The organism is Elusimicrobiaceae bacterium, assembly GCA_028700325.1.
In the GTDB taxonomy this organism is placed as follows: Bacteria; Elusimicrobiota; Elusimicrobia; order Elusimicrobiales; family Elusimicrobiaceae; genus JAQVSV01.
Genome location: JAQVSV010000060.1, coordinates 1 through 12,501, shown reverse-complemented (window position 1 = coordinate 12,501; position 12,501 = coordinate 1). Strand labels below are relative to the sequence as shown.

General features: G+C 57.0%; 11 protein-coding genes. 5 read left to right on the top strand and 6 right to left on the bottom strand.

Annotated features, from left to right (window positions below; genetic code table 11):
- The coding region (locus PHW69_07860) for a hypothetical protein (GenBank protein MDD4005100.1) at positions 1 to 1,054 on the top strand (1,054 nt) is incomplete at its 5' end.
- Positions 1,029 to 1,367 carry a PAS domain-containing protein gene (locus PHW69_07855; GenBank protein ID MDD4005099.1) on the top strand — a complete coding sequence of 113 codons (339 nt, stop codon included), beginning with the start codon at positions 1,029 to 1,031 and terminating at the stop codon, positions 1,365 to 1,367. The genes PHW69_07860 and PHW69_07855, both read left to right, overlap by 26 nt.
- 61 nt (positions 1,368 to 1,428) lie before the next feature.
- Here PHW69_07855 and PHW69_07850 read toward each other — a convergent pair whose 3' ends face one another.
- The 3 genes from PHW69_07850 to PHW69_07840 form a co-directional block, all read right to left on the bottom strand.
- The gene (locus tag PHW69_07850) at positions 1,429 to 2,241 is read right to left on the bottom strand and encodes an outer membrane protein OmpK (GenBank protein ID MDD4005098.1); all 813 of its coding nucleotides are present in this window, start codon (positions 2,239 to 2,241) and stop codon (positions 1,429 to 1,431) included.
- Complete coding sequence (locus tag PHW69_07845) at positions 2,241 to 3,038, bottom strand: hypothetical protein (GenBank protein MDD4005097.1); 798 nt, start codon at positions 3,036 to 3,038, stop codon at positions 2,241 to 2,243. Before PHW69_07845 ends, PHW69_07850 begins: the two co-directional genes overlap by 1 nt.
- A 169-nt stretch (positions 3,039 to 3,207) precedes the next feature.
- Positions 3,208 to 4,149 carry a hypothetical protein gene (locus tag PHW69_07840; GenBank protein MDD4005096.1) on the bottom strand — a complete coding sequence of 314 codons (942 nt, stop codon included), beginning with the start codon at positions 4,147 to 4,149 and terminating at the stop codon, positions 3,208 to 3,210.
- A 249-nt stretch (positions 4,150 to 4,398) separates the two neighbouring features.
- Here PHW69_07840 and PHW69_07835 point away from each other — a divergent pair, with 249 nt between their 5' ends.
- Positions 4,399 to 5,490 carry a glycerol dehydrogenase gene (locus PHW69_07835; protein MDD4005095.1) on the top strand — a complete coding sequence of 364 codons (1,092 nt, stop codon included), beginning with the start codon at positions 4,399 to 4,401 and terminating at the stop codon, positions 5,488 to 5,490.
- A gap of 47 nt (positions 5,491 to 5,537) precedes the next feature.
- Here PHW69_07835 and PHW69_07830 read toward each other — a convergent pair whose 3' ends face one another.
- The 3 genes from PHW69_07830 to PHW69_07820 are packed head-to-tail and all read right to left on the bottom strand — an operon-like array spanning position 5,538 to position 9,219.
- On the bottom strand, positions 5,538 to 6,260 hold the full coding sequence (locus PHW69_07830; protein ID MDD4005094.1) for a hypothetical protein: 723 nt from the start codon (positions 6,258 to 6,260) through the stop codon (positions 5,538 to 5,540).
- Between the two features lie 2 nt (positions 6,261 to 6,262).
- Positions 6,263 to 8,026: a carbon starvation protein A gene (locus tag PHW69_07825; GenBank protein ID MDD4005093.1), complete on the bottom strand. Its 1,764-nt coding sequence runs from the start codon at positions 8,024 to 8,026 to the stop codon at positions 6,263 to 6,265.
- Between the two features lie 11 nt (positions 8,027 to 8,037).
- Complete coding sequence (locus tag PHW69_07820) at positions 8,038 to 9,219, bottom strand: OprD family outer membrane porin (protein ID MDD4005092.1); 1,182 nt, start codon at positions 9,217 to 9,219, stop codon at positions 8,038 to 8,040.
- Between the two features lie 353 nt (positions 9,220 to 9,572).
- Here PHW69_07820 and pepF point away from each other — a divergent pair, with 353 nt between their 5' ends.
- The gene (pepF, locus tag PHW69_07815) at positions 9,573 to 11,465 is read left to right on the top strand and encodes an oligoendopeptidase F (protein MDD4005091.1); all 1,893 of its coding nucleotides are present in this window, start codon (positions 9,573 to 9,575) and stop codon (positions 11,463 to 11,465) included.
- Positions 11,466 to 11,729: 264 nt separating this feature from the next.
- On the top strand, positions 11,730 to 12,501 hold a 772-nt coding region (locus tag PHW69_07810), incomplete at its 3' end, for a hypothetical protein (GenBank protein ID MDD4005090.1).

The following is a 12,501-nucleotide window of genomic DNA, read 5'->3' as shown; positions in this document are numbered from 1 at the left end:
GCTGTATTCGCATCTGTCAGACATGAGCCGGCTGCGGCAGGTCATAGCCGAATGGGGGCCGCCTTCCCTTCAGAACATTTATCAGGCGGGGTATTGGTTCGTGCTTGTCCTGTCGGGCGCGGCGCTTGGGCGCTCGGCGCTAAAGCGCGGCAATTTTGTGCCGGCGCATGGTGCGGCCTGGGCGTTTTTCGCCTGTTCTTCGCTCGGAAGCTCGCGCAATACCGGTTTTTTCGCGCTGGCCGCGATACCTTTTGCGGCATACGCCATGAAAGATTTGTCAAAAACGAGTCTTTTCCGCGCCAGTCTGGCGATACTGGTGTTATGCGCGGGGTATGTGCCGGCGGTTGTCTGGCCCCGGTTTGACGAGCCGCATTTTGCCGAGGCAGTGAAAGCGGAAGGCGCCTGCCGTTATCTGAACCATGAAAAAACCGCGCTCAAGGGGCTTCGGCTTTACAACGGCTGGGACCGGGGCGGCTATATCGGTTTCCGGCTGCACCCCGATTACGCCGTGTTTCAGGACGGGCGGTACCTTTTCCATGAATATCTCGTTGAAAGCCATAACATAAAAAGCGCGTCCGGCTGGCTGGCTTTTTCAAAAAAATACGGTTTTGAACTGGCGGTTATGGAGCGCAAGAACAACTTTGTGCAAATGCCGGTGCCGGCCGGATCAGGCAAAACGGTGACAGTGCGGTTTCCCTATTACTCTTTTCTGCTGCCGCCCGAAGAATGGGCGGTAGTGTTTTGGGACACGGCTTCAGTTGTTCTGGTGCGCCGCGCCAGCGTGGACGGCGGCTGGCTTGCCGCGCGCGAGTTCAGGCATTTCAAACCCGACAATACACAGGCGACCGCGCTTAAACTGGCGCTGGGTTATGTCAGCGTGTCCGGGCTGGAGGCTGAACTGGCTCGTTACCGTAAAACCGTTCTGGAACTCGGCCTGCCCGGTTCAGCCCTGGCCGCACTGCGCCGCATGGACGAAATCAAGGCGCAGGCCCGCGCATTCGGCTATAATACGCCAAAGGAGAACTCACATGGAAAACTGGGCGGACGAACTTGATGCGGGCGTGACGGTGATAGACGGGCGGGGCGTCATCGTATACATGAACGGCAAAGCGGCGAAAATTTTCGAGCGGTTCGGCGGAGAGCGGCTGGTTGGCAAAAACGCGCTGGAATGCCACCCCGAACCCGCCCGCACGAAACTGGCGGAGTTGCTTCAAACCCCCCGCGTCAACGCTTACACAATTGAAAAAAACGGCGTGAGAAAACTGATTTATCAGGCTCCGTGGCGGAAAGACGGAAAGTTTGGCGGGATAGTGGAACTGTCGCTTGAACTGCCAGCCGAGATGCCGCATCATGTAAGAAAACCCTGACTTTTGTTCCCTGCGGAAAAAGCCCGGCTGAGCAGCCGGGCTTTTTCATTTTTCTGAATTTTTACGGGCGGTAATGCAGGCCGAAAAACCAGGAAGTCTCGTCGGAATTCTGCGCGTTCATATACGAGAAATGCCGGTGAAACTTTATGTTGACGGACGCGGAATACCGGCCTTTGTTGAAACAGAACCCGTTGAACATCTGGAACTCGTCGCTCGTGGCGTTATTGCCGTTGCTGCGCGCGTAGCTGTTGGAAAACCCGTAGTCCAGCCAGCCCTGATAGGTAAGGGTGCTGCCCCACGGCAGGCTGCAGATTGTTTTATACCAGACGAAACAGAGTTCCAAGCCCGCGTAACTCATCCGGTCGGTGCCGGAAAACCGCACGAATTTCGGCCAGAAGTTTATAGAGAGCATTTCCACGCCCGGTATTTTCCAGTCGGTGCCGACGCCTGCGGAATAATACTCGCCGTCATTAAAACCCTTGTACTGGGTGGCCAGATACCATTCTTTAACGGGGCCGACGGAAAGATCGCGCCGGGTGATGCCGTCAATACTCAGGCGCGGCTTGATCTTGGTGAAAAACTGGCCTGCGTTGGACGAATAGGTGCCCAGCCCGAAAATTTCGTTAACGTCATAGAAATAGTACAGGTCGAGTATGCCGGAACGCGCGCCGCCCTCTATTTCAAAATAAAGCATGTTATAAGCCGAGCCGAAAGAATTGGCCACATTGTCCGCCTGATAAAGATTTAAAGAAAGCCATTTGCCGTCGTTTTTGCGCACGTCGGCGGCATAATCTTCGGCGCGCGCGCCCGCGTTCAAACCTGCCGCAAGCGACCCCGCGAGCGCGGCCAGCACGGCAAATCTTGTTTTTTTCATTATAACCTCTCCTTTTCATGCGCGCCGTGGACCGGGTGGAAAACCGCTTCCTGCGCTGTTTTCTGCAATATTGCGGCTTCCGGGGCGGGCAGGTCCAGCCGGTCGGCTCCGAACACTCCTCTGTGAAACATGGCTGAAAACAAAACGCAGGCGGCCAGATAGGAACCCTGCCGGGACGGGTGCCGCCCGTCCGGCCCGTAAAGCCTGATTCCGGGCTGCGCGGTTTTAACCTTGCGCCAGGCCTGCCCGACCGGAGCGAGCAGTCCGCCCGTCTGCCTGAGGAGCCGGGCATAGGTGCTGATCAGCCGGTCCTGCATCGCGTCGTAGCCGCAGGTCTGGCGCAGACTGGCGCAGTTGTCCGTATCGCCGCTTTCATAGGCCCAGGTTTCAAAATACACGGTTTTGACCGAATCATTGTTTTCGTGAATCAGACTGTCAATCTGCCGGGCATAAGGCAGCACCAGCTCCGCAATCAGTTCTTCGGGCCATTGCGGCCGCTGGCTTTGCTCCTGCAGCACGACAAACGCCCATTTTTCCGCGCGTATTTTCGCCAGAGTGCGTTTGTCGGCGGCGTGCTGCTGCAGGGTATAGCCTCCGGGAGCCGCCTGTTCAACGGAAACTTTCACACCCAGCGATTCCGCCACCGCGCCGAACATTTCCGGCATATCGTTGGCGAAGGTGAAACTGTTGCCTATGAAAAGCACGCGGCGGACACCGTTGTCAGCCGCGGCAGGAGGCAGACAAAACGTCAGTTGCGCCGATATACAAACCAGACTGGTGATTAATTTCTTTTTCATCGTTCCGCCGGGAACTGCTGAAGACGCCGCCTGAAACACAATTCCCTGTAAAATGAGTTATAGCTTTATACCGCTTTCATCCGCCGAAATACATAAACAGCGTAAACGGCGGCAAATTTCACCCTGCAACACTTTGCCGGGCCACGCGCCGCCGGCGCGCGGCAAAGCCCTAAAGCATATCCGGTATATTATCCAGCAGGACCGGCTGGGGGATATCTTCAAACCTTGGCGGGAGCTGTCCCTGCCGCGCGGCCTCACGGGCCCGCTTTTCCCATTTCATATGCCACAGATACAGACTGGCGACAAACATCTGCTCGATGTACATGCAGAAACTCCACGCCAGGCCGATGTAGATAATGACATAAGTCCAAACATAGGCCGGGAATTCTATGGTCGGCGGGCTGCCGTGGCGCCCGGTGCCAAGCGTCAAAATGATGCCGGGTGGCAGAAAGACTATGGTGGCGGCCGCGCCGGTAAGCGCGTAGCCGGCGGCGAATTTTCCGAAGTGCGAACGCAAAACGGATATTCCTTTTTTCATAGCCGCGAAAAAACCTGCGTCCTCCCACGCAATTGCCGGAAGAATGAGAAACACGAGCATTCTGACCCCTTTTTTAATGAGATTGAAGGACAGGCCCGTCCACGAGAAATCGCCCTGGTTAAGCAGCGTGCCTGCTGCATTTTGAGTGTTGAAATCATCCTTGCCGCCGTCGCGTTTCTTTCCTGAAAGCAGCGCCTCTATTACGCTTAGCGCAAACCAGATTACCGCCCATAAAAGCGCCAGCGGCAGGGCTTTTGCCAGATCCCGGCCGAGCGTTTCGCCTGCGGCGGCCGCGAGGCTGGGCGGGCGGCCCGTTTCAATCTGCTGGACAAGTTCCAGCACCACACAGCACGACAGCACTATGGACAGCGAAAAAACGAAAAAAGCCAGAAACATGATGCCCGTTGCCGCCGCCGGTGCAAACAGATCCCACGGAAAAAAATATTTGAGGTAAAGCGTTATGGCCGCGTAAAGCACCCATACCGCCATGATGGGAACCAGAAATACCGGGTATCTGTTCAGTATTTTCAATGTCGAAAGAAATAACCGCCACCCGCTGAAAATACTGTTCATTTTGCTCCCGTGCAAAAGTAAACTGACCTGCCGTCTGGTATACAGCAATTATACAATCTGGAACTGTTTTTGGAAACCGTATTGGTCTGCCCCCCCCAAAAAAAACAGCCCGCGCACGCATGAACTAACGATGACTGCCCGCCCGCAAAAGTTGTAGACTGGGTTAAAGAGCCGGTTTGAACATCGCAAACCGGGCCGCGGATTTCAAACTAATGAAAATATGATATTCGCACCCACTGGAGGCACACCATGATTTCAAAAACCGTTTTTCCTGGCAGGTATATTCAGGGGGAAGGCGCTCTGGCTGAACTCGGACGGGAAGCCGCGCGGCTGGGCGGGCACGCTTTTGTTTTATGCTCGCCCTCGGTTCTCGGGAAAATAATCCCGACCGTCAAAAAAACGATTTCCGAAGATATCAGGATAACTGTCGCGGAATTCGGGCGCGAATGCACTGACCGGGAAATAAAGCGCGTGACCGAAGCCGCCGGAAACGCCGCCTGCGATGTGATAATAGGCATGGGCGGCGGCAAAACGCTGGACACCGCCAGAATCGCGGCCGATACCCTTAAGCTGCCCGTAATAAGCGTGCCCACCATAGCCGCGACCGACGCGCCCACCAGCGCGGTTTCCGTGGTATATACCGAAGACGGCATTTTCGACCGCGTGATTTCTCTTTCTTCCAACCCGCAGGCCGTGCTTGTGGACACGGCGGTGATAGCCAACGCGCCCGTGCGGTTCCTTGTGTCGGGCATGGGCGACGCGCTGGCCACCTGGTTTGAGGCGGAGTCCTGCTCCAGATCCTGCAGCCTGAACGTGGCGGGCGGGCAAACCTCGCTGACCGGGCTTTCGCTTGCCAGGCTGTGTTACGATACGCTTCTTGAATTCGGAGAAGCGGCAAAAACCGCCAATGAAGCCCGCTGCGTAACGCCAGCGTTTGAGCATGTGGTGGAAGCCAATATCCTTTTAAGCGGGCTGGGGTTCGAGTCCGGCGGGCTGGGAGCCGCGCACGCCATTCATAACGGGCTTACGGCGCTTCCCCAGACGCATAAAATGCAGCACGGCGAAAAAGTGGCGTTCGGGCTGCTGGCCTCACTGTTCCTTACGGACAAGCCCGCCGCGCTTATTAACGAGGTTTATTATTTCTGCGAAAGCGTCGGCCTGCCCACCACTTTCGCGGATCTGGGCCTGCCGGCCCGCGTAAGCGACACCGCTCTTATGAAAGCCGCGGCGAAAGCCTGTCTGCCCGGCGAGTCCATCCATAACGAACCGATGCCTGTGTCGGCCAGCAGCGTGTTTGCCGCCATGAAAGCCGCCAGCGCCTACGGGCTGAAAAGAAAATAACCGGGCTGGCAACGGAACTGACGAAGCCGCACCTAACACCGCGCACATTATTTTCCCGGCTGAGGCGGAACGCTCCGGCCGTGCAGGGATTTGATGTACCCGGCAATTGAGTCCGCCAGACTGCGGCGGCCGGCGGCAAGCCGCGCGATATCGGCATGCGAGAGCTGTTCGTGCCAGGGTTTGTCGGGCACGCGGTCTGAAATATAAACGGCCGCGCAGGCTTTTTTGCCTATATGCCGGGCCGCGCTGAACACGCTGGCCGCTTCCATTTCCAGACAGTTTACGCCCAGCTCCTCAAATTTTTTCAGGTGGCTTTCTTCAAGCCTTAACGAAGCCACGCTGGCGGTAACGCCGGCAGCGGTTCTTGAGCCGGCGAATTTCCGCAGGCCGGCGGTAAGCTCCGCGTCGGGCGCGGCCGCCTGGGCGCGGGAAGTGCCGGCAAGCATGTCGCTGAAACTTTCAAAATTGACCGCCCGCCCGATTACAACCCGCGAGCCTATTTCAAGGTTCAGCCCGCCCGCGCAGCCGAAAAGATAGATGTTGCGGCACGGAGTTCCGGACAGGGAAAGCACACAGTCCCCCACCAGCAGGCTGTAGTGCGTGCCGATTAAAGTGGCGTAGCCAAGATCCGTTACCCGGAAATAATCGCCATGCGCCCGCATTGGTTTTTTGTCCGCGCAAAAAAGCGGAGCCTCGTTAAGCGGGCTTATTATGCAGTGCGGGCGGATGGCGGTTTTTTCAACGCCGAACAGTTTTTTAAAGAACGGCATGATCAGTTTTTAGCCGTCAACAGCCTGTAGCACTGCCGCACCGCCGCCACCGTGATTATGCACACCAGTCCCATTATCAGCACCGACAGCCATAACAGCAAATACTTTTTATGCGGCAGGAAATTGCCGAAAATGTTCTGATATCCGGCCGTGGTTGTCACCAGCAGCATGAAGCAGGCCGGCACCCCGGTAACCCACGCGTATTTTGTTTTTCCGCTTTTGATTATGAGTACCGTTCCGATCACCAGTCCGGTCGCGGCAAGCAGCTGGTTGCAGGTGCCGAAAATGGGCCAGATGGTGGAGATGTCGCCCGTAAAAACCATCCATGCCCACGACGCGGTAAACAGCGCGCTGGTGATGACAATGCCCGGAACCCAGTGCGCGCTTTTGAATTTCGGGTAAACCGCGCCGAACGCGTCCTGAAGAAGAAACCGGCCTACGCGGGTGCCCGCGTCCACCGCCGTAAGAATGAACAGCGCCTCGAACATAACCGCGAAGTGGTACCAGTAGCCGAGCATTTTTTCCATAAACGGGATGGACGAAAAAATATAGGCCATGCCGACCGCCAGTGAAACCGCGCCGCCCGTCCGGCCAGCCAGCTGTTCCCCCACCTCCCGCGACAGCTGCGGCAGGTGCACCGTGTCAAGCCCCAGCGTTTTAAACACTTCGGGGCTGCTGTTGATGGCGAAATAATCGGCCGGCACCAGCACACAAGCGGCGATAAGCGCCATAATGGCGACAAACGCTTCCAGTATCATCGCGCCGTACCCGACAAACGGAATGTCGGACTCGGTGGCGATCATCTTGGGCGTCGTGCCGGACGCGATAATCGAGTGGAACCCGGAAATCGCGCCGCAGGCGATTGTTATGAAAACAAACGGAAAAACCGAACCCGGAATAATCGGCCCGCCGCCGTGTATGTACTGGGTGACCGCGGGCATCTGCAACTGCGGGTGAATGAAAACTATGCTTATGCCCAGCATCCCGATGGTGCCGATTTTAAGATAGCTCGACAGGTAATCGCGCGGACACAAAAGCAGCCATACCGGCAGAACCGACGCCACAAACCCGTATATCGCCAGAAAAACTGCGACCTGATTTCTGGATAGATCAAACATATTTGCCAGAACCGGGTCAGCCGCCACATGCGGGCCCGCCAGAACAGCCGCAAAAAGCAGCGTCACGCCGATAACGCTCATGCCTTTTACGTCGCCGGGTTTGATTCTGTAAAGGTAATAGCCCATGAAAACCGCGATCGGCATGGTGGAAAAAACCATGAAAGTCGCCCACGGGCTTCTGGCCATGGCGTTGACAACCGCTATGGAAAGCCCCGCCAGTGACAGGATCAGAATTATCAGCACCGCCGCGGAAGTGGTTACACCGACCGTCTTGCCCATTTCCGTGCGCGCTATCTCGGCGAGGCTGCTGCCGTTATGCCGGACCGATGCGAACAGCACCACAGTGTCATGCACCGCGCCCGCAAGCACCACTCCCGCCAGAATCCATAGCGCGCCGGGCAGATATCCGAACTGGGCCGCCAGCACCGGCCCCATAAGCGGGCCAGCCGCCGCGATGGCGGCAAAATGGTGGCCGAACAGGACGTAACGGTTGGTTTTGTCGTAGTCGTGCCCGTCGGCGCTGGTGACGGCGGGAGTGGGCCGGGCGGGATCTATGCCCAGCACTTTCACGGTCAGAAAAAGCCCGTAGTACCGGTATCCTATCGCCAGTATGCACAGCGCGGCAAAAAGCAGGGTAAGCGAATTCATTGAACGGTCTCCTAGAATTTATATGACGTTATAAACCGCAAATCCGTGTAATTCACGCCGCCGGTGCTTTGCGAATTGGTTACATAGGCGGCTTTGCCGGTAACCGACAGGCCCTGCATGCGCCCGGCAAAGCTGTATTTTACAATAAAATTGTTTTCGAACTGGTGGGGCGACATGAAACTGCCTCCCGCCACAAACGCCTGGGTATGATAATAAGACGCAAGCAGGCCAGGCGCGCCGGCGCGGGAAAAATCATAATCAACATGCGTAACCCAGGCGCGCTCGCCGGCCAGGTCGCAGTCTTCTTCCATAATGGAGGAATAGCCCGGAAACGACGCGTACGGGTTCACCATATTCGTTCCGTGCGCGGCCTGAGTGTACCCGGCGTTGAACAGCAGTCCCCCGTGCCGCGCGCCGCCCAGCACGCCGAACATGGCGCTCTTGATCCGCCCGGCGACAGCGTCACCGGTTTCCGTCTGGCCCATAGCCTGGGCGGAGAGACTGAACGTCCAGTCCGGGCCGGGCGAAAAAGCGCGGTCAGCCTGAAAATAGGATGTATTCAGGAAATCAAAAACCTGATAGTTCCACAACTGCGCGCTGAAACTGCCGCCGGGGCTGTAAACCGCGCCAAACATGGCCGCCGGGCGGTTTACGCCGGTGTAGCCGGCGGCTTGCGGCAGGCTGACAAATTCGGTGGAGTTCCATGTTTTGATACCGGTAACAAACGAACCGGTCAGAACAAGGCCCGCGACGCTTCTATTCTCCACGGTGTACGCTTCGTAAAGCACCGGCACCATTTTCACGTCATAACGGTTCATGAACGGAGTATTGAATTCCTGCCGGAACAGCAGCAGTTTCGTGCCGCCGCGCCGGTATTTAAGGTAACTTTGCCCGAGTACGGCGAAACTCTCCTGCCCCGGGCCAAGCAGATTGGTGCCGCAGGCGGTTGCGGGTGTAAACGGGAGCCGCTGGGACGTATAGAGCGCAAGCCCCAGCGCCAGCCCCTGATACGCGCTGGTTTCGTAAGTCAGGTTTCCGCCAAGCGCGTTGGCCTGCTGCACCGAACCGGCGCGAAAAGTGCGGTTCATGAAATAGCTGCGCAGCTCTCCGGCAACCGAACCCGAACGGATGAACTGGGCGCCCTCGCTCAGGTCAAACTGGTCGGCGCTGGCGGTGCCCGAAAACAGAAGCATGATCGCAAGGAGAGCGGCGCTTTGTCGCATAAATGATGATTGCATGAAACCGCGTTTGATTTCAATGACGGGGCGCAAAGTCCCCGCCCCAATCCCTGGCGGAGAGCAGCAGCACGATATTGACAAGCATCGGCGCCGCTGGAAACAGCAGCCCGAACCGGATATCCCCGCTGCGCCCATGACACCTTTGACAATACGGATTTTTCCATGCGGCTCCCGGTATCGGACAATGCGGTTTATGAAGGAAATTGCAGCAAGTTATTTTTAAAACTTTCACTTTCCGCGTTTAAAACTGTATAATTCCATATAAGGGCGGATCAGCGCCCTTACAAGCCGTACTTTGAGGATAAATTATGAAAAAAAATGTTTTTTGCCTGTGCTGTCTGGGCTTATCGGCAAACATGCTGTTCGCGCCGCTGGCGGGCGCCGCCGAACGCGCGGACGTGCCGGAGCAGTACAAATGGAACACAACCGATCTCTACCCTTCGGAAGCGGACTGGACAGCCCAGTCCAAAACGATCGCCGCCGATATCGCCAAACTGCCGCAACTGCAGGGCACGCTCGGCGCCTCGCCCGAAAATTTTTACAGCGCGCTCGACAAAATTTTCAAAGTAAGCCTTGCGCTGGACCGGCTCTATACCTACGCCAGCATGCGGGCTGACGAAGACACCCGCCTGTCCGATCCCCGCGTGATGGTGCAGACGGCGGGCGACCTCGCGGTAAAGCTGTCCGCCGCGACGGCGTTCCTGCGTCCCGAGATCCTCGCGCTGGGCGAAAAGAAGGTGAAGGTTTTTCTTGCCAGGGAACCCGGACTGGTTCCTTACGAACCGTGGCTTGACGACGTGCTGCGTTTTTCCGCGCACACGCTTAACGCCAGCGAGGAGAAAATAGCCGCGCAGGCCGGCACGCTCGAAAGCGCGCCGTCCGACGCTTATGAAATATTCACCAACGCGGACCTGCCTTACCCCGAAATTACCCTTGAAGACGGCAGCAAGGTGCGCCTTGACGCTTCCGCCTATACCCAGTACCGTGCCGCGGCCAATCGCGCCGACCGGGAAAAAGTGTTTCAGAGTTTCTGGTCGAAATACAAGGAATTCGAGCGCACGCTCGGCACTACCCTGTATTCACACCTAAAAACCCACGTTTTCAACAAAGACGTGCATAAATTCGGCTCCAGCCTCGAGGCGGCGCTGTTCGGCACCAATGTGCCCACGCAGGTGTACAAACAGCTCATAGCCGACGTGCACGCCAACCTTTCCACCCTGCACCGCTATCTCAAGCTCCGCAAGAAAATGATGGGCGTTGACGAGCTGAAATATTCCGACCTGTATGTTCCGCTTGTCAGCAGCGTGGAAAAGAAATACACGCCGGAAGAAGCGAAAGACCTGGTGCTTAAATCCGTCGCGCCGCTCGGCCCGCAGTATGTTGCCGATCTGAAAACGGGTTTCGACAACCGCTGGGTGGACTTCATCCCCACCACCGGCAAGAAATCCGGCGCGTACAGCACCGGGGTGTACGGAGTGCATCCTTACCAGCTGCAGAATTTTACCGGACTGTATGACGAGGTTTCAACCGTGGCGCATGAGTCGGGCCATTCGATGCATACTTTCCTGTCCGACAGGAACCAGCCGTACCCGACCCACGATTACAAGATTTTCGTGGCGGAAGTGGCTTCCACGCTCAATGAAAACCTGCTGCTGCATTATATGCTGGCGCAGAACCCCGACCGCGACACCAGGCTGTTTCTGCTGGGCAACTATCTCGAAGGTTTGCGCACCACGCTGTTCCGGCAGACGCTGTTCGCGGAATTTGAAATGCTTACCCACGAAATGGCTGACAAAGGCGAACCGATCACCGGCGACAGGTTCACCAGCCTGTATCTGGGCCTGCTCAGGCAGTATTATGGCGACAAGGAAGGCGTCTGCAAAGTAGATGACCTTTACGGCATAGAATGGGCCTACATCCCGCATTTCTACTACAACTTCTATGTGTATCAGTACGCCACAAGCATTATCGCGTCGCAGAAGATCGCGGCGGACATGCGGGCCGAAACAGCCGCCGATCCGAATTCTACGAAAGTGCGCGACAGTTATATCAAGATGCTGTCGTCCGGTTCGGCTAAATATCCGATTGACCTGCTTAAAGGCGCGGGCGTTGACATGACCACCTCCGCCCCGTTTTCCGCCGCCATGCAGGAAATGAACGCCACAATGGACGAAATGGAAAAATTGCTCGAAACCAAGTAACAGCGGATATGCTTCGGTTGCAAGGCGGGCCCGGGTTGACCGGGCCCGCCTTTTCTTATCAAGTTCCGCGCCACCCGGTTGCGGCAGCCATAAAGACACTTTGCACAGCCGGTGGAAGAAGCGTGTCCGCCTGTTAAGCGGTTCGAGCGGAGTTTGCCGCAAAGAAACCCCGGTACAAGCCGGGCGAAGGCTCCTCCCGCCAATGGCTTCATATATTCGAAATTGATATCATATAGCAACTTTCCGGCGAAAAGACAGGACATGATGACGGTTCAGACTCCGCACTACAGGCATAAACTGAGTTTCCGCTACGCCGTAACTCTGCTTGCCAACCTGCTGCGCATCGGCATTGCCGGGATTACCGGGATCATCGCCGCGCGCGCGCTGGGGCCGGACGGCTACGGCACGGTTAATTTTCTGCTGGCAACTTTTTCCAGCGCGATCACCCTGATGGCGCTGGGTTCTGCGGATGCGTTCTACACCTTTATTTCAGCAGGCCGGCGCGGCCCGCTGCTGTTCAGGGCATTTTTCGGGTTCATTCTGCTGCCATATGCGTTGCTCGCGCTGTTCATAGCCGCCGCGCCGGCCGGACTGGCGGCGGCGGTCTGGCGAAACCTGCCGGCTGGTTTGCTGCTGCTCGGTTTGTCCGCCGCGTTTCTGATGTATACGCTGTGGACTGTGATGCAGCAGATAGGCGAATCAACGCGTGAAACCGTGCAGGTGCAGAAAATCAGGATCGGAATCGTGCTGGCCAATTTTCTCGCCGTTTCCGGGCTGGCTTTATGCGGCAGCCTTGACGCGCGCCTTTTTCTGCTCACGATAATCGCCACGCATACCGGCGCGATAATATGGTTCTGCGTCCGGTTTAAATGGGAAACGGTCATTGACGCCGGCAGGCCGGAAACCCTGCCCGCCCTGCTGGGCCAGTTCGGCGCGTATTGCACGCCGATCGCGGCGCTGGCGGCCGTAAGCGCAATGTCGGCGTTTGGTGACAAATGGTTCCTTCAGACCTTCGCGGGAGCCGCGCAGCAGGGGT